We start from the raw sequence: 16,569 nt of genomic DNA on the forward strand, positions 1-16,569 counted from the left end.
TCGGAAATGACGATGTCCGCATCAGCAGGGAGGATCGGTTCGTTGCGAGAGCCTGCTACTGACATGGCCGGCTGGCTCGGGCTCGCCGCTGCCCCGACTTTCGCATTGATGGCCGGGATTTCTGCCGCTGGCTCGCCGGCCATGATGATGTGCTCCACCGTCCCGACCTTCATGCCGATCAACGACATGGCCCTGATGTACCTGCTGATGAGCTTTTTTCATGGTTCGGCGTGGCTGAAATTCCTTTCCGGCCGTTTGCAGCGCCGCAACGTTCCCACCACCCAAACCGAAGGAGACTGACAATGCAAAACGCTGTCGTTCCACACGGTGAATGGCTGACCGCCCGCCGGAATTTCCTGAAGGCGGAAAAGGAGCTCACCCATCTTCGCGACAGGGTCGCCAGAGAGCGGCTCGCCCTCCCATGGGTGCGCATCGACAAGGACTATGTGTTCGACACGCCGGATGGCCCGCGCACGCTGGCCGATCTCTTCGACGGTCGATCGCAGCTTCTGGTGCAACATTTCATGTTCGCGCCGGGATGGAAGGAAGGCTGCCCGAGCTGTTCCTACATGGCCGATCACACCGACGGCATGAACAAGCATCTGGCGCATCACGACGTCACCATGATCGCGGTCTCGCGGGCACCGCTTGCCGAGATCGAGCGCTACCGCAAACGCATGGGCTGGCAGTTCAAATGGGTCTCGTCCTTCGGCAACGACTTCAACTATGACTTCCGCGTCAGCTTCACACCCGAGGAAGTCGCCAGCGGACATATCGACTACAATTTCGGGGAATGGCGGGAAATCGGCGGGGAATGGCCCGGTGTCAGCGCCTTCTACAAGGACGACGCGGGCGAGGTCTTCCGCACCTACTCCACCTATGGGCGCGGCGTCGAGGTGATGATGGGCACCTGCAACATGCTCGATCTCGCACCAAAAGGCCGTAACGAGGCCGAGGGAATGGACTGGGTGCGCCGCCACGACCGCTACGAGTAACCGCCCCGGAGAGCAGCGACCGACCTGCCAACAGCGAGAAGACAAGGTGATTGCCGGGCTCCTTCGGGATGCCGGCAATTGCCTTTTTCGTTTCTGTAATCCGTGGCCGTAATTCACGCTCGCAGGCCTGCACCGAGTGCCCATCAGACGGGCTCGGAACGGATTTTTCCTGCCTAAGGACAAACTATGTTGTGATTTGCGGACAAAGATTGATTCACTGCGCACAACCCATGGGGGAATGAAGTCGCTCCAGCACTGTGAAATCAAACAACGCACTGGAATGAAAAAATGTTTCACGGTATGAATATGGACTGAGGCAGGTACCGGATCGTCGTCGTGGCTCGAAGCGCCCCGAAACAGAGAAGGCCCAAAACAGAAGACGTCGGATCAGAGGTGGCGCGCGCCGCAAATCGAGGGGCATATGAACGCCGAGGGGAAAAGCCAGCGTCAGGGCATCGAGGTCGATAGGATGCGGGGAGCTCCGGAAGGCCGGTTCAGGGTGCTGATCGCCGAGCGCAACCCCTTGGTTGTGGCTGCTCTCGGCGACATGATCAAGAATGATGTCCGTTTCGAACTGGTTGCCAGCGTGCAGTCCGGCGAGGCCTTTCTGGCGGCTGTGGCTGAGCCGAAATTCGATTTGGCCGTTCTCGGCTGGAAACTGTCCGACATGAACGGCGCCGAAGTCCTGGAGGAAATGCGCCAGCGCGGCCTGCATACACGCATCGTCATCTTCTCGAACGATCACGACATTGCCATTCTCAAGCAGTGCGTGCGCCTGGGCGTACAAGGCTATTGCTACCAGTTCGACGACCCCGCCATCCTGTTCGACACGCTGGTGGCTGTCGCCCATGGCCGGATCTGCATCCCTTACCTGGACGTGTCCAAAATCAACGATACCCCGCTTTCACGCCTGACGACCCGCGAGCGCGAACTGCTTGCCGTGCTCGCCGATGGCTGGACCAATCTGCAGATCGCCGCCCGCACTGGTATCTCGGAAAACACCGTCAAATATCATCTCAAGAATCTCTACGACAAGCTCGAGGTGCGCAATCGGGCCATGGCGGTCGCCCTCTATGCCACCGAGAAGAGCAGGGGCCCGCAGGCCAATTCCTGACGCAAGGCGGCCGCCGGATTCACACACACTCGACTGGGATTACAGACTCGTACGTCATCCGCCTGTCATGACGGAAGGGCAGAAGGCCGCGCGTGTGAGGAGAGCGACGCGATGACCATCGAACTTTGGCCCTTTCTGGTTCTACCCCTTGCCGGGCTCGTGGCGGGGGCGGGCATCGTTCGCTTCGTCATCGGACCGGAATGGATGGAATGCCTGCGCCAGCGTCGCGAGTTTCAGCGCCGCTAGAGCAAAGTGCGTTCAAGTGTGAACGCTCGTTTGCTCCAGCTCTTTGTTTCGACGCGTCTTTGCGATTCGAGGTGATTCCGTCCCATCGCAAAACGCTTTGGGTTTCTTCCGGAAGAAGCTGCAAGGCGAGTGCTCGGCGACGGCCGGCATGGCCTGGTGACACCCTTACCCGAACACCCGCATGTCGCGATCGGCTATCCGCGGGATCGCGGCCGATGAAACCAAGCAACACATTCCGACAAAGCCTCCGGGCCGAGCCAGCAAAGGTTTCAGCTGCCGGCGGGATCCACCACGCAGGGTGATCCGAATGCGGCTTCGATGACGGCGCCCGCCGCAAGGCACAGGTCCTCGCGAAAGCGCGGCGCCAGCACCTGAACCCCTGTCGGGGTCCGCCCGGTCATTCCGGTAAAGACCGAGAGCCCCGGCAGACCGAGGAAGGGCACGCCGATTTGCGGGATCTGAGCGCCCCAGACCCGCTCGAATGCGGCCTGGCCCTTGAGGTCCAGATCATCCTCGAACGGCAGGTCGGCCGATACGGGCAGCAACACCACCGGATAGGTCTCCATGAAGAGCTGCCACTGCCGGATCAAAGTGGCACGCCGGGTCAGTGCCTGCGAAAAAGAGGTGAGGGTCGTGGCATGACCGAGTGCCTGGTGACCCCGCAAAATGGCGAGCGCGCCTGGGTCGCCCTCCTTCTCGGCGGCGGCAAGCTTGGCCTCGTAGCCCTCGCCGATCCACAACCGGACCTGCAAATCGGCGGCTTCGCGCAGCGGTGGGAGGTCCTCGACTTCGTCGACGATCCAGCCGGCGGCCTCCAGATGCAGGGCGGCCTCGCGCAGTTTGGCGCGAATGGCCTCGCAGGTGCCGATCCGGCCCGGATCGAGGCAAAGGGCGACACGCCTTGCGACCTCAGGCCCCGTCAGCGGCGCGGGCGTCCACCACGGATCGCGTACGTCCCGACGCGACAGCGCCCTGAGCGCGAGCCCGATGTCGTCGATCGAGCGCGCCAGCGGCCCGGATACCGCCGTGATCTGGCCGACGATGTCGCGCTCGGGAGACGAGGCGTTGTAGGCCGCCACCCGTCCGGGCGAGGGGCGCAGGCCATGGACGCCGCAGGCATAGGCGGGATAGCGGATCGAGCCTGCGATATCCGTGCCATGGGCAATGGCACCGATGCCGCTCGCGACCGCCGCGGCCGCGCCGCCGGATGATCCGCCGGGCGTCAGCGTGGGATCATGGGGATTCCGCGTATGGCCATGCAGGCGGTTGTTGGTGAACCAGCGATAGGAGAAGGCGGGGGTGTTGGTACGGCCCAGCAGGACCGCCCCGGCCTCGAGCAGGCTGTCGACGACGGGGCTGTTGTCCGCGGCCAGCAGATCCTTCTGCAAAGTCACGCCGTTGGTGGTGGCATATCCCTTCTGGTCTACATTGACCTTGACGGTAACGGGGACCCCCGCCAGCGCGCCGGTTTCCTCGCCGCGGGCAATGGCGGCATCGATCCGGCCCGCCTGGGCCAGGACGTCGCCGGGCCGCATGTCGACCACGGCGTTGATCGACGGATTGACGGCAGACAGCCGCTCGAGGGCCGCCGCCGCGACGTCGCGTGCAGAGACCTGCCTGGATTTGACGAGAGCGGCGATTCTCACCGCGTCCAAGCGCCAGAGTTCATTCATCGCGGTTTTCCGATTCCCTCGATCGTGGCATGAAGGCAGAAATAGTGTCGGCTCGTTGCTCATGGAGCAAGAAGGATCGCGGCATCTCGCGCCGGCGCAGGGCAAATTCGCTTCCGCGATCGTGGAATAAGGTGCAACACCATTTGCACGATCAGCTTCAATCACCAATGAGGATCTTGGATTGAACATGTCGCGTATTGGATTGAACCAGGCAGCGGTGTGGCTGTTGCCATTGCTGTTTGTGAGCCTGTTCCTGGCGGCTCAGACGAGTTCTTTTGCCGCCGGGATCACGCCCTTGGCGGAAAAGGTCGGCCACCGGCTGTCCTATATGAAGGATGTCGCCGGATATAAGGCGCAAAATCACCTGCCCATAGAAGACCTGGCCCAGGAAGCCAAGGTCCTGGCCAGTGCCAAGTCCGATGCGGAGAAACTGGGGCTGGATCCTGCCACGGTGGAGCCTTTCATCATCGCCCAGATCAATGCTGCCAAGGCCGTCGAGTATCGCTACCTGGCCGATTGGCTGGCGCAGCCTGAGACGGGGTGGCAACCGCGGCCGCTCGACAAGGTACGGCAGGACATCGCCCAGTTGAGCAAGGAGATTCTGCAGCAGGTGGCGCAGGACCTCAAAAGCGGACGGTTCACCTCGGACGAGCGCTCCAGCTTCTTCAAGGCAGTAGACGAGCCCAATCTGAGGGAATCGGACAAGCAGCAATTGTTCATTGCCTTGCTGGCGATAAGGCTGGTGAAGTAGGTCTCAAGGGCTGCGCGCAGCGCGCCCTCAGATCATGGCAGCCATGGGTTGCACCGGCCACGGGGAGGTGCAGCCACCTCCATCATAGCGCAGGCCGGCGGGTCATGCGGTTCCCCGTCCAGTCGCGATCTGCCGCGTGGCGAGGGCCGCGGCTTCCTCGGAAGAGGCGGCAATTTCCATGGCGATCCCGAAGGCCTTGGTGGCCATCGCCGTCTGGGCCCGGAGCGTGATGCGCTTCAGGCGATCAGGCTCGATGGCGATCAGGGACAGGCAGAGCCTGCCGAGGACCTGCTTGTTCGCCTTGAGCCAGATACCCCTGCGCTTGCGATCCTCATGGGTTTCTTCCGTCTGGCCGCCTGGAAAGATCACGACGAAGGGCTGGCCTTGCGCAAGGAGTACCTCCATCTCGCTCACCCAGCGCCCGGCATAGCCCGGAACGATTGCCTCGGGCCGGGACCGAATGATCGGAAAGTCGGAAACGTCGTGGACGATGAAGGCTTGATGGTCCAATGGCATGAGCGATCCTCGGTTTCATGGTCAGATGGCGGTGTCTTCGCCGAAAAGGCGGTGCGCACCCTGCTGGGAGGTCGCGATCGCCGCATTGGCCCGCCGGCGCAGATCGTCTTCATAGGCGGCAATCGCTGCCGGAAGTGGGGACTTGCCGGCAGCCACCATGCCCAGCCAGGTAGCGAGATGGGCTGCATCGTCCAGCGCCGTGTTGGCACCGACGCCACCGGCCGGGCTCATCGCGTGGATCGCATCTCCCAGCATCGTCACGCGGCCTGGCGTCCATGCGGGCAGAGCGTCGGCACTGCGTATCGCAAGCGCAGCGATGGTAGACCTGTCAGCCTCGGCAAACAGGGCACGCAAGCCACCGGCCCAGGAACGGGCGAGGTAACGGACCCGAGCCGCCAGCGCCTCGCCATCCAATTCGCCCAAGGTCGCCTCGTCCAGTCCCAGGCCCGTCCGCCGGCCAATGACGGCCCAATAGAGATAATCCGCTATCGGCGTGAGCCCCGCCGCAGCCGGCGGGAAGCGGAAGGTCATGGCATCGACGATCACCGCGAAGTCGTCGGCGAAGATCACGGACGTACCGTCCAGGAGCGTGTCGGCAACCCGACCGTCGAAGGGGAGATGGGATTTGCCGTAGATGCAAACGGCACCGGTTTCCTTCGGTGCCAGCAGCGGCAAGGCCTGGCGACGTGTGGTGGAATTCACGCCGTCGGCGGCGACGAGGATGTCGGTTTCGCACGCCGTGCCGTCTTCGAATCCTATTGTAACCGCGCCCTCCTTTCGCGCGTCGAAACGGCGAAAGGCCTTGCCGAAGTGGACACGGTCCTCGATGCCGCGCAGGAGAATCTCCCGAAGGGTGAGACGGTTGGCGCTGAGATCGCCATCGCTTGATGGGTCTGCGCCCACCGCCGCGGGGCGCCAGTTGCAGGAAGGCCGACCTTCGACCGGCCCGAGTCGGGTATCGAGAAAACGTCCATTCGAGTGAGAGATGGCACAGGTCTGGCGAAAAAGTTGGTTCAGTTCCGGTGTCAGGCAGGCCGCCAGCGCCTGTCGGCCCGTCTCGTCGATCCTGATCCTGTAGCCCTGCGTCCTGCTATCCGCCGCCTCGTCTCTTTCATAGACGCCAAACGAGATGCCGTGCTGTCTCAGTCCCTGGGCCAGACAGAGGCCGCCCAGCCCTGCACCGATGATAACGACATGAAGGGGCATGCGAAGCCTGTTCCGGGACAGGGTATCCGCGGCCATGGCCAGGTACCTGCCCTCATTCCTGTTTCGATGCGTCTTTGCGGTCCGTGGCGATTCCGCCCGGCCGGGAGACGCTCCTGCGTGAAGAAGACCAGGCTAGAGCAGAGCAGGAAATCCTGATAACGACATTTGGCCAAATAATAGTGAGAAGTGGCCAAGATGGTGCCTGATCTTCAGGGCATGGATTTCATCGAGCGGTCGGATGGGCCGCCGCTGGTTGCGATATGGGGCGGTGAGGAGCCGGAAAGCCGATATCGTCTGGGCACCCGTGAATATGATTGGCACTGCCACGTGCGCGGCCAGGTCTTTTGTGTCGAGAGCGGGCTTGTCCATGTGCGCACGTCGCACGGGTCATGGCTGCTGCCGCCTCACCGCGCCGGATGGATACCGCCAGGGGAGCATCATTGGGCCAGTGTCAGCGGTGCCACCAGCGGTTGGAGCGTCGTCGTGGCGCCGGAGCAGGCCCGGCAATTGCCGGGTCTGCCCTGCGTCTTCGGCATCAGCGAGTTGATGCGGGCGCTGGTGCGGCGCGCTGTTTCCTGGACGATGCAGCCATCGCTGTTCCCGGAGCAGCAGCGTGTCATGCAGGTTCTGCTCGATGAGATGGCACGCGCGCCGCACGAGCCGCTCCATCTGCCCATGCCATCCGACCCGCGGCTGGCGCGTATCGCGCGGGCTGTCCTAAGTGAGCCGGGCGACACCCGCACATTGGAGCAATGGGCGTTCTGGGGGGCGATCTCTGGGCGGACGCTGCGCCGGCTGATGCAAGCCGAAACCGGCCTCAGTTTCGCGGCGTGGCGCCAGCAGGTCCGATTGACCCATACCCTCGAAATGCTTGCATGCGGGGAGCCGGTCGCCACCATTGCGGACGCCCTGAACTATGCCTCCCCCAGCAGTTTCATCGCGATGTTCCGGCGTGCCTTCGGCGAATCGCCGGCGCGCTATTTCTCGGGACGCGGACCGCGGGATTTCGAGGGGAGCCGCTAGGACATCTTCAGGAAAAGCGGATGGACTTTCGGATCGAGAAAAGGTGTCAGTGCGGCCGGAGAACCAGCCACACCGAGGCCGATGCGGGATTTGGCCCGATGCCGGAGCGGGCGATCGTGGCTTCAGGGAGAGCGGAATCGGTGGTTGCTGCTCTCCACGTGGAAGCTGCCAGGGTCAGGCCGGCTGGCGCCAATAGTGGTTCGACTGCCATCTTGGTTTGAAGTGCTGGCACCAATTGCCGGCACTCGGTGTCCAATGCTTTGGCAGGCGGCCGGCGCGGGCGCAATCAGTGGCGCTGTAGGGAATGCCGCGCTCCGTCGCGCACGCACTCAGTCCGATTGCCAGGCTGGCGGCCATCACGGCCAGAATCAGTTTCGTGCGCATGAACATTCCCTCACTTTCGCAACGTGGCGGTGAACCTGAACCGGACGCCAAGGGCCGTCAAGTCACTCCATGCCAGTGGCGTGGCCGCTGTTCGCGATGGACCTATCCCGCATGGGATCGCGCCCGCATATCGAAGAAATAGTCGCCCGGAAACCTCTCTCGTATCGCCTGATAGAGCTTCAGGTCATGGCCCAGCCGGGGACCGAGGCGTTCGGCCACCTCGTTCCTGTCGAGCGCGGCCATCTCGTCCGACGCCGGCGTGACGTTGTCGACATGATGTGGCAGCTCCTTGCCGAGGTAGAAGCTGATCGCCTCCAGGCTCTGCTTGTAGTTCTCGACCGTGCCGATATAGGCAAAGTCGTTGTCGACGTTTTTCAGCGCCGTCTCGAATTGTGCCGGACCGACTTTCTGCTGGTCAGGGTATCCAGCCAGATATCGCGTGCTGTAATTATCGAATGTCACGTCGTCGACATTGTCGAACGCATCGAAGATCGATGAGCGGGTGACGATCCTCGGGTCCTTCATGACATATTTCATGTAGAGGTAACATGAGATGGCATGGTCGATCGGGTCCCTCACGATCGAGACATACTGGTGGCGCCTGCCGGAATGCCTGTGAAGCCCGTACATGTAGTGGCCGAAGATGATGTCGACGTCATCGAGGGCGTTGTCGCTGAAGGTGGCGAACTGCTCTTCATGCAGGCAGGGATATTGATGATAGACCTGCAGCAACTGGATATCCGGGTCGCTTTGCAGGGCTCGCCGGGTGCTGGTTCCTGCCGTCTTGGGAATATGCATGAAATAGACGGCCGGCCGCGTCGAATGGGGACGCGGGTCATAACGGTGATAGCGGCGTTGAACCACGCTGCCATTGACTGCGACCTCGATCAGGATGGTGCCGAGCTCGCCGATCAGATGTTTGCGGGGTTCGAAATAGACGTGCCAGCCGAGCGCGTGCGGCCGGTTGGTCGCGATGGGAACGTCGGGGCGTTCGCAGGTCTCGACATAACCAAGCGGCTGCCGATTGACGAAAACCGAAAGTGAATCGATCGGGCTATGCGATGACACCCACCCTTCGATCTGGGTAATTCTATCACGCAGCGGATTTTTGTATTCCGTATCGATATAAGCAATCGCAGAATTATCCGTCATTGTTTCCATCTGGATCGTGTTTGGCCAACTCAATCTCGGAAAGCCCTATTTTGGACATATTCTCTACATGGTTGTCCAATTTGTGCAAAGGAGAAATGAAGAAACGCGCGTCCTTTCCCATGAAATCGGGATACTGTGCTTGTAATATCGTTTGTGTGTGCTGTTGCCGTTCAGATTCCGATGACCATTGGCGGGACGCGATTGCCTTGAGGGCTTATCTCATTGAACTTAAACAGGAATTTTGAAGCGCTAAATATCGGGGCGGATGTTCCCGGAAAGACCCCGGCATTTTTGACGGGTAGACTTGTGAGCTCTCTCCCGTAAGATCCTACCCAAGCTAGCAGGGGCGCCAAGGCTAGCGACTACGTTGCGGGGTTGTGGGTGTTCTTCTGCCAGGCGGTGCTTCACGTAGCATCCAAGTGTAGATCTCACCTGTGAGAACTCGACGTTGGTGAATTCAGGACCGGAGGAATTGAGTTGCAGGCTCATTCCTCCGTTTTCTGTTGTGGGTCCCGTTCCGCGCAAATCCGCCAGGTCGCTCGATGCACCGGCCTGTTTTCGGGCCTTTTATCGCCCGCTGCGATCGCTTTTTTATCCGAACAGTACGCGGCTGCTCACGTCGGCAATGCGAGCCCGCCCCTCGGCGTTGTGGCACGCAGATATCAGCAAAACGCGTTGTAGACTTCCGGGTTGAAGCGGCGGATCTCCCGCAGGGTGCGATAGAGCGGCGTCGACTTGGAGACGATGTAGCGCGGACTCACGGTGCCCCCGAAGCCGGAGAACAGCAGCATCGAGCCTGAATTGACCACCCCGTCGAAGTCGAAGGTCAGGCCACGGGCAACCGCCTCTCGGATACCGTGCCAGAGCAGCAAGGGGATGACGCCATTCGCGCTGTCGGCCGACCGGGTCGACAGCAGGTAGTAATAGGCCTTGCTGTCCCAGGCGCAGAAGACGGCCGCCTTGGCCACTCCGCCATCGCGGGCTACCAGGAAGTGGCCGCGTCTGCGTTCCAGACTGGCCGCCGTGACCGCTTGGCAGGCCGCAAAATCGACATTGGCGCTTTCGTTGCGCGCTTCCAGATTGGCGCTCGCGAAGCGGAAGAATTCCTCCGGATCCATGTCCTGCGAGACGAGATGGTGCTCCTCGGCTCGGCGGATCACGTTGCGCGTCTTGTCACGCATGCCGCGCCAGAGCTGTTGTTGTTCTGCCGGCTGGATCTCGAAGGTGAATTGCACCGAGACCTCGTAATTCTCGGCCTGGAAAGCGAGAGCATCCGAAATGCCCGCATGCATTTTCTGGCGGAAGGAGGCGATTGCCGGGAGCTTGCGCAGCAGTTCGCGGATGATCCCTTGCGTCTTCAGGAAGCGGTTCGGCTTCGATCCCTGGGGTTCGACAACGCCGGGGCCGAGGAAATGCGTCATCGGCGGCATGTTGGCGCTCTGCAGGCCAAGACGCGATTCCAGGACATAGGGCAGGCGTCCGACGGTGCGTCCTCCTTCCTCATGTTCCACGAATTCGACTTTCCCCAGCGTAGCCGCGTTCAGCCACCAGTCTTCATGGAAGACGGTCGGGACCAGGGGGTCGACAAGGATGCCTGATGTCGCTTTTTCCAACACGCTGCTGGTGGCCCAGTATGATTGAAATAATTATCGAATAATCGCGCTTCCTTGGTCGTTTACAGAATGATTCAGGCGGCGGTCAAGATTGGAGCTTCGCGTTTATGCTTCAATTTCAATAATAATTCCGAGGATACTATCCTTTTTCGTACATTAAAAATATTTAATTAAACCAAAAGTATTAGATAGGACCTGCGATGGGGTAGTGCGTCCGCCAAATTACCATCTTAGTTCTTTCCATTGCCGGCCTGCGCATGAAAAACCCCGCTACGTTGCCGTAGCGGGGTGATTTGTGCGTTACGGAAGGAGCCCGATCTAATGGGCGGGGTTATCTCCCGCGTGGGGCTTGCCCCCGAAACGCTGCTTCACCCATTCGCGCAAGCCCTGGAAGAAGACATAGAGCATCGGGATCAGGAAGATGCCGAGAACGGAGGCGCCCACCATGCCGGCGAACACAGCCGTACCGACGGCGCGGCGGCTGACCATGGCGGCACCGGTGGCGATCACCAGCGGCACCAGGCCGAGGATGAAGGCGATCGACGTCATCATCACCGCGCGGAACCGCATCTTGGCACCGAGAATGGCGGCATCCCGGATCGGCAGGCCGGCCTCGCGCTGTTCCTTGGCGAACTCGACGATCAGAATGCCGTTCTTGGCGGCGAGTGCGATCAGCACCACCAGACCGATCTGGGCGTAGACGTCGAGAGAAAGCGTGGCGACCGGCATCCCGGTTATCGAGCCGACCCAGGCCAGGAATTGCGGGACGAACAGGATGCCGAGGAAGGAGGTGAACACCGCCACCACCACGGACAGTAACACGGGGATCGGAATCACCCAGCTCTCATACAGGGCCACCAGGAAGAGGAAGGCAAACAGCACGGCAAGGCCAAGGATGATGCCCGTCTGGCCGGAGGCCTGGCTCTCCTGATAGGAGGTGCCCGTCCATTCGAAGCCATAGCCGGGCGGCAGGGTCTTGGCCGAGACCTCGGCCATCGCCGACATGGCATCGCCCGAGGAGATGCCGGCCCCGGGCGAGCCGTTGACGCTCACGGCGCGATAATTGTTATAGCGCGCGATCGTCTGAGGCCCGAGCTGGGTCGAGATCGAGGTGATGGAGCGCAGCGGCACCATCTCGTTCTTGTTGTTGCGGATATAGATCTTCCACAACGCCTCGGTATCGTTGCGATCGCCGATCTCGCCCTGGATGTTGACCTGCCAGGTACGGCCATACAGGTTGAAGTCGTTGATATAGGCCGAGCCCAGCGTCGCCTGCAGGGCGGCGAACACATCCGACATCTGCAGCCCCAGGGCCTGGGCCTTGTCACGATCGATGTCGAGGAAGATCGACGGGTTGTTCGCGCTGAAAGTGGTGAACACGCGCGACAATTTCGGATCCTGGTTCGCAGCCGCGATCAGGCCCTGCGCCACGCCTGCCATGGTTGCCGGCTCGGCGCCCTCGAGGTTTTCCAGCATGTACTGGAAGCCGCCCGTGGTGGACAGGCCGATGATCGGCGGCACGTTGAGCGCCAGCACCTGAGCGGTGTTGATCGACTGCGTAGCGCCAAAAACCTGCCTGATGAGCGTCTGGGCGGAATCGGCCGCCTTCTTGCGATCCTCGAACGGCTTCAGGCGCGCCACCATGAAGGCGCTGTTCGACTGGGCGCCGCCATCGAGGAACGAGAAGCCGACGATCGCCAGATTGTCCTGGATCTGCGGCATTTTCTTGAGGATGCCTTCGACCTGTTCGACCACTGCTGTGGTGCGATTGACCGAGGCGCCGTCCGGCAATTGCAGGACGATGAAGAAGGCACCCTGGTCCTCCTCAGGCACGAAGCCGGTGGGGGTCTTCTGCTGAAGGAAATAGGTACCCGCCGCGAAGGCGGCGACGGCAACCACGCTCAGCACGGAGACGCGCACCAGCCTCGTCACCACGGCGGCGTAGCCGTCGCGGACATTGTCGATCCGCCGCATCACCCAGGCCATGATGCCGCGCTTCTTGCTGTGGCGCAGGAAGACGGCGCACAAAGCGGGCGACAGCGTCAGGGCGTTGAGGGCCGAGATCAGCATGGCGGCCGAGATGGTCACGGCGAACTGGCGGAACAGCTCGCCCGTCAGGCCCGGGATGAAGGCGATCGGCACGAACACCGACAGCAGCACCAGGGTGATCGCGATGATCGGCGCGGTGATCTGGCTCATCGCCTTCTTGGTGGCGGCGACCGGCGACAGCTCCGGCTCCTCCTCCATCACGCGTTCGACGTTCTCCACCACGACGATGGCGTCGTCGACGACGATGCCGATGGCGAGCACCAGGGCCAGCAGCGACACCGTATTGGCCGAATAGCCGAGCGCCAGCATGATGGCGAAGGTGCCGACGAGGCTGACGGGCACGGCGATGGCCGGAATGATGGTGGCGCGCAGGCTGCCCAGGAACAGGAAGACGACGACCACCACCAGGATGAAGGCTTCGATCAGTGTCCGGATCACCTCGCCGATGGTATCGGAGACGAAGGTCGAGGTGTCGTAGACGATTGTGGAGGACAGCCCCTTGGGGAAGTTCTTCTGCGCGGCGGCGAGGGTCTTCTGCACTTCCTTCGAAGTTGCCACGGCATTGGCGCCGGGCGACAGATAGATGGCGACCGCGACGGCCGGCTTGCCGTTGAGGCGCGAGGTGGTGTCGAGGTTTTGCGCGCCCATTTCGACGCGGGCGACGTCACGCACGCGCAGCACCGAGCCATCAGGATTGGCGCGCACCACGATATTGCCGAACTGCTCCGGCGTGGTCAGGCGCCCCTGGGTCTGCAGGTTGAGCTGCAATTGCTGGTCCGCGGCCGCCGGCTGCGCGCCGATGCGCCCGACCGGCGCCTGCACGTTCTGAGACTGGATCGCGCTGGCGATATCGGAGGGCTGCAGGCCCAGATTGGTCATGCGCTGGGTGTCGAACCAGATCCGCATGGAATAGTTCTGCTTGCTGAACAGGCTGGCCTGGCCGACGCCGGGCGTACGGGACAGCCGGTCGAGCACGTTGATCGCCAGGTAATTGGTGATGAACAGCGGATCGAGCTTGGGATCGTCCGACGAGAACAGCACGAATTGCAGGATCGAGGACGAGCGCTTCTGCACCGTCACGCCCTGGGTTCGCACTGTGTCCGGCAGCTTGGCGAGCGCGGCCTGCACGCGGTTGTTGACGTTCACCGTGTCGATGTCGGGATCGGAGCCGAGCGCGAAGGAGACGGTGAGGCCGTAGCTGCCGTCATTGCCGCTGTTCGACTGCATGTACAGCATCTTGTCGACGCCGATGATCTGGGCTTCCAGCGGCTGGGCCACGGAAGACTCGACCACGGAAGCCGAGGCACCCGGATAGGTGGCGCTGACCTGGACCTGCGGCGGCACCAGGTCGGGATATTGGGCGACGGGCAGGAAGCCCATCGCCAGCGCGCCCGCCAGGGTGATGACGATAGCGATGACGACGGCGAGGCGCGGCCGGTCGATGAAGACGGATGAAAACATCTTACTTGGCCGCCCCATTGTTGGAGGCGGGGACCGGCGAGGGGGCGACCTTGATGCCGGGACGGACCTTCTGGATGCCGTCCACGATCACCTTCTCGCCTTCGTTGAGGCCGGCCGAGACCATGGCGGTTGCCGGCGTCGTCTGGCCAAGCTGGACGCGCCGCTGTTCGACGGCGTTGTCGGGACCGACGACATAGACGTAGCTGCCCTGCTGGTCGGTCAGCACGGCACCGCGCGGAATGCCCAGAACCTGGATCGGCTCGACGCCCTCCAGCAGCACGGTGACGAACTCACCGTCGATCAGCGGGCGGCGGTTGATCTCGCCAGGCGTTGCGCCGGAGACGGTGGGGTTGGCGATCTCGCCGCGCAGGGTCACCGTGTCGGTACCGTTGGCGATCGTCGGATCGACATAGTTGAGCTTGCCGTCCTGCTCATAGGTCGAGCCGTCGGGCAGCTTCAGCTTGATGCGCACGGCGGCAAAGCCGCCGCGGCTGCCGTAATATTTCGACATTTCCAGGAATTGCGGCGACGGCACCGGGAAGGTGACATACATCGGATCCTGGCTGACGATGGTGGCGAGCGTTCCCGAGGTCGGTCCGACGATGTTGCCGGTGGTGACGGCGTAGCGCCCGATCTTGCCGTCGATCGGCGAAGTGATGGTGGTGTAGTCGAGATTGATCTGCGAGGTGCGCAGCTGGGCGTTCGCTCCCAGGATCTGGGCTTCGAGAGCCTGCTGCGAGGCGATCGCCGTGTCGACCGTCGATTGCTGGCCGGCAGGCGTCTTGAGCAGGGCCTGCGCACGCTCGGTCGTCAGCTTCGCATTGCGAAGCTGCGCTTCATACTGGGCGATCAGGGCCTTGTTGACGTCGAGGGCGGCCTGGTAGGGCGGCTGCTCCAGCCGGAAGAGCACTTCGCCCTTCTTGACCTCGCGTCCTTCCGTGAACGGGGTTTCCTCGAGCTGGGCGGTGACGCGGGCTACGATGCTGACCCGATTGATCGCCTCGATGCGGCCGATGAATTGCTGGGTCTGGGTGATCGGCATCTTGGCGGCGACGATGAAGCCGACGGCCGGAGGACCGGCGTTGGGCATCTGGGCGGCGGCCGGCGAGACGAAAACCGGCACCATCGCGGTCGAGCCGAGCAATGCCGCGAGGGCGAGCATTGGTAGGGGGCGGGGCTGGGCGTAGGAATTGGAAGAAAGAAAACGCCGTAGAATTGCTGCTATCATCACGCGCCCTGTCGCAAGATGCCAGCCGCTGCGGCGCTTGGCATCCCCATCGCAGTGATGCGGCGCCACGAGACAAACTGGATCAAAATAAAAAACAAAAACAATTTAGTAGAATGAACTGCCTTTTTGGAAGCTCCATTGTGGCAGATCAATGGCCTCCGCGGCACAAACCGGCAAGCCAGCGTCGCTCCTGCCCTAAATGGGACATTTTTGCAACAGCGCCGATGCCGCCCGACTTGGACATGACTTTCAAAAGAGGGGACAGGGCGGCAGAATCTTTCTACAGAAACTCGGCAAGAAAAGATGAAGCGCCGGGTCCGGCAAGGGCCGCTGGCGCAAGGGGGAAGTCATGAGTGATTTTGCCGGCAAGTCCGTGATCGTGACCGGTGGCAGCCTTGGCATGGGGCTGGCCTGCGCCACACGCTTCGTGCAGGGCGGTGCGGATGTGCTGATCGTGGCGAACGACAAGGCGTCCATCGAGACCGCCCTTGCCAGCCTTGGCCCGCAGGTGCGCGGCCTGGTGGGCGATGTGCGCAAGGCGGCAGACATGCAGGCAGCCGCTGCTGAGGCGGCGAGCGCCTTTGGCGGCGTCGACATCCTGGTGTGCTGCGCCGGCATCCAGCGCTACGGCACGGTGGTCGAGACGCCGGAGGAGGTCTGGGACGACGTGCTCGACGTCAATCTCAAGGGCATCTATCTGGCGGCCAAATACGCCATTCCCGAGATGCGCAAGCGCGGCGGGGGCGCGATCGTGGCGATCTCGTCCGTGCAGGCCTTCGCGTCGCAGACCTCGGTTGCCGCCTATACCGCCAGCAAAGGGGGCATCAACGCGCTGGTGCGGGCGATGGCGCTCGACCATGCCGGCGAGAACATCACCGTCAACAGCGTCTGCCCGGCCTCGGTCGATACGCCGATGCTGCGCTGGGCCGCCGATCTCTACAAGGGCGATTCGACCGCGGAAGCCACCCTTGCCGCCTGGGGCAAGGGCCACCCGATCGGGCGCATCGGCCAGCCCTGGGAGATCGCCGAGGCCGTCGCGTTCCTGGCCGGCGACAAGGCGCGTTTCATCACCGGCAGCGATTTCAAGATCGATGGCGGCGTGATGGCCAAGCTCGGCATCGTGCTGCCGGAATGAGGTTTTCCGGGCGCACCGGACTC

Annotated in this window: 15 protein-coding genes; 7 read left to right on the plus strand and 8 right to left on the minus strand. The window is 62.3% G+C overall.

What is annotated here, in order from left to right:
* Positions 1-6: 6 nt before the first annotated feature.
* From QM672_RS13245 to QM672_RS13260, 4 genes are all read left to right on the plus strand, one after another.
* Positions 7-300 carry a hypothetical protein gene (locus QM672_RS13245; RefSeq protein ID WP_415083085.1) on the plus strand — a complete coding sequence of 98 codons (294 nt, stop codon included), beginning with the start codon at positions 7-9 and terminating at the stop codon, positions 298-300.
* 2 nt (positions 301-302) lie between these two features.
* Positions 303-995, plus strand: coding sequence for a DUF899 domain-containing protein (locus QM672_RS13250; RefSeq protein ID WP_415083087.1), 693 nt, complete (start codon positions 303-305; stop codon positions 993-995).
* 469 nt (positions 996-1,464) lie between these two features.
* On the plus strand, positions 1,465-2,109 hold the full coding sequence (locus tag QM672_RS13255) for a LuxR C-terminal-related transcriptional regulator (protein ID WP_415083161.1): 645 nt from the start codon (positions 1,465-1,467) through the stop codon (positions 2,107-2,109).
* A 111-nt stretch (positions 2,110-2,220) separates the two neighbouring features.
* Positions 2,221-2,355 (plus strand): hypothetical protein, encoded by a 135-nt coding sequence (locus QM672_RS13260; protein ID WP_311944816.1) that lies wholly within the window; start codon positions 2,221-2,223, stop codon positions 2,353-2,355.
* 269 nt (positions 2,356-2,624) lie between these two features.
* On the opposite strand, the gene QM672_RS13265 is transcribed toward QM672_RS13260, so the two are convergent.
* Positions 2,625-4,028: an amidase family protein gene (locus QM672_RS13265; RefSeq protein WP_415083089.1), complete on the minus strand. Its 1,404-nt coding sequence runs from the start codon at positions 4,026-4,028 to the stop codon at positions 2,625-2,627.
* Positions 4,029-4,215: 187 nt separating this feature from the next.
* On the opposite strand from QM672_RS13265, the gene QM672_RS13270 reads away from it, so the two are divergent.
* A complete protein-coding gene (locus tag QM672_RS13270; RefSeq protein WP_415083091.1) occupies positions 4,216-4,779 on the plus strand; it encodes a chorismate mutase in 564 nt (187 codons plus the stop codon).
* Between the two features lie 102 nt (positions 4,780-4,881).
* Here QM672_RS13270 and QM672_RS13275 read toward each other — a convergent pair whose 3' ends face one another.
* Together QM672_RS13275 and QM672_RS13280 are read right to left on the minus strand one after the other, a co-directional pair.
* Positions 4,882-5,295, minus strand: coding sequence for a hypothetical protein (locus QM672_RS13275; protein WP_311944811.1), 414 nt, complete (start codon positions 5,293-5,295; stop codon positions 4,882-4,884).
* A 21-nt stretch (positions 5,296-5,316) separates the two neighbouring features.
* A complete protein-coding gene (locus QM672_RS13280; protein WP_311944810.1) occupies positions 5,317-6,501 on the minus strand; it encodes an NAD(P)/FAD-dependent oxidoreductase in 1,185 nt (394 codons plus the stop codon).
* A gap of 195 nt (positions 6,502-6,696) precedes the next feature.
* Between QM672_RS13280 and QM672_RS13285 the strand changes: the two genes are divergently transcribed.
* The gene (locus tag QM672_RS13285; RefSeq protein WP_311944878.1) at positions 6,697-7,524 is read left to right on the plus strand and encodes a helix-turn-helix transcriptional regulator; all 828 of its coding nucleotides are present in this window, start codon (positions 6,697-6,699) and stop codon (positions 7,522-7,524) included.
* Between the two features lie 174 nt (positions 7,525-7,698).
* Here the strand turns inward: QM672_RS13285 and QM672_RS13290 are convergent, their stop codons facing one another.
* From QM672_RS13290 to QM672_RS13310, 5 genes are all read right to left on the minus strand, one after another.
* On the minus strand, positions 7,699-7,908 hold the full coding sequence (locus QM672_RS13290) for a hypothetical protein (protein WP_311944808.1): 210 nt from the start codon (positions 7,906-7,908) through the stop codon (positions 7,699-7,701).
* Between the two features lie 102 nt (positions 7,909-8,010).
* The gene (locus tag QM672_RS13295) at positions 8,011-8,976 is read right to left on the minus strand and encodes a hypothetical protein (RefSeq protein WP_311944807.1); all 966 of its coding nucleotides are present in this window, start codon (positions 8,974-8,976) and stop codon (positions 8,011-8,013) included.
* Between the two features lie 746 nt (positions 8,977-9,722).
* Positions 9,723-10,673 carry a GNAT family N-acetyltransferase gene (locus QM672_RS13300; RefSeq protein WP_415083095.1) on the minus strand — a complete coding sequence of 317 codons (951 nt, stop codon included), beginning with the start codon at positions 10,671-10,673 and terminating at the stop codon, positions 9,723-9,725.
* Between the two features lie 318 nt (positions 10,674-10,991).
* A complete protein-coding gene (locus QM672_RS13305) occupies positions 10,992-14,183 on the minus strand; it encodes an efflux RND transporter permease subunit (RefSeq protein ID WP_367625025.1) in 3,192 nt (1,063 codons plus the stop codon).
* A gap of 1 nt (position 14,184) precedes the next feature.
* Entirely contained in the window at positions 14,185-15,411 is a 1,227-nt protein-coding gene (locus QM672_RS13310) for an efflux RND transporter periplasmic adaptor subunit (protein WP_415083097.1), read from the minus strand.
* Between the two features lie 349 nt (positions 15,412-15,760).
* On the opposite strand from QM672_RS13310, the gene QM672_RS13315 reads away from it, so the two are divergent.
* Positions 15,761-16,546: an SDR family NAD(P)-dependent oxidoreductase gene (locus tag QM672_RS13315; protein ID WP_311944800.1), complete on the plus strand. Its 786-nt coding sequence runs from the start codon at positions 15,761-15,763 to the stop codon at positions 16,544-16,546.
* The last annotated feature ends 23 nt before the right edge of the window (positions 16,547-16,569 follow it).

Origin of the sequence: Labrys sp. (in: a-proteobacteria), assembly GCF_047605565.1 — a bacterium.
Classification (GTDB): Bacteria; Pseudomonadota; Alphaproteobacteria; order Rhizobiales; family Labraceae; genus Labrys; species Labrys neptuniae.

Coding starts and splice junctions, on each gene's coding strand:
- QM672_RS13255 (WP_415083161.1), top strand. CDS start 1,465: ATGCGGGGAGCTCCGGAAGGCCGGTTCAGGGTGCTGATCGCCGAGCGC.
- QM672_RS13270 (WP_415083091.1), top strand. CDS start 4,216: ATGTCGCGTATTGGATTGAACCAGGCAGCGGTGTGGCTGTTGCCATTG.
- QM672_RS13250 (WP_415083087.1), top strand. CDS start 303: ATGCAAAACGCTGTCGTTCCACACGGTGAATGGCTGACCGCCCGCCGG.
- QM672_RS13305 (WP_367625025.1), bottom strand. CDS start 14,183: ATGTTTTCATCCGTCTTCATCGACCGGCCGCGCCTCGCCGTCGTCATC.
- QM672_RS13280 (WP_311944810.1), bottom strand. CDS start 6,501: ATGCCCCTTCATGTCGTTATCATCGGTGCAGGGCTGGGCGGCCTCTGT.
- QM672_RS13310 (WP_415083097.1), bottom strand. CDS start 15,411: ATGATAGCAGCAATTCTACGGCGTTTTCTTTCTTCCAATTCCTACGCC.
- QM672_RS13315 (WP_311944800.1), top strand. CDS start 15,761: ATGAGTGATTTTGCCGGCAAGTCCGTGATCGTGACCGGTGGCAGCCTT.
- QM672_RS13275 (WP_311944811.1), bottom strand. CDS start 5,295: ATGCCATTGGACCATCAAGCCTTCATCGTCCACGACGTTTCCGACTTT.
- QM672_RS13290 (WP_311944808.1), bottom strand. CDS start 7,908: ATGCGCACGAAACTGATTCTGGCCGTGATGGCCGCCAGCCTGGCAATC.
- QM672_RS13260 (WP_311944816.1), top strand. CDS start 2,221: ATGACCATCGAACTTTGGCCCTTTCTGGTTCTACCCCTTGCCGGGCTC.
- QM672_RS13265 (WP_415083089.1), bottom strand. CDS start 4,028: ATGAATGAACTCTGGCGCTTGGACGCGGTGAGAATCGCCGCTCTCGTC.
- QM672_RS13285 (WP_311944878.1), top strand. CDS start 6,697: ATGGTGCCTGATCTTCAGGGCATGGATTTCATCGAGCGGTCGGATGGG.
- QM672_RS13245 (WP_415083085.1), top strand. CDS start 7: ATGACGATGTCCGCATCAGCAGGGAGGATCGGTTCGTTGCGAGAGCCT.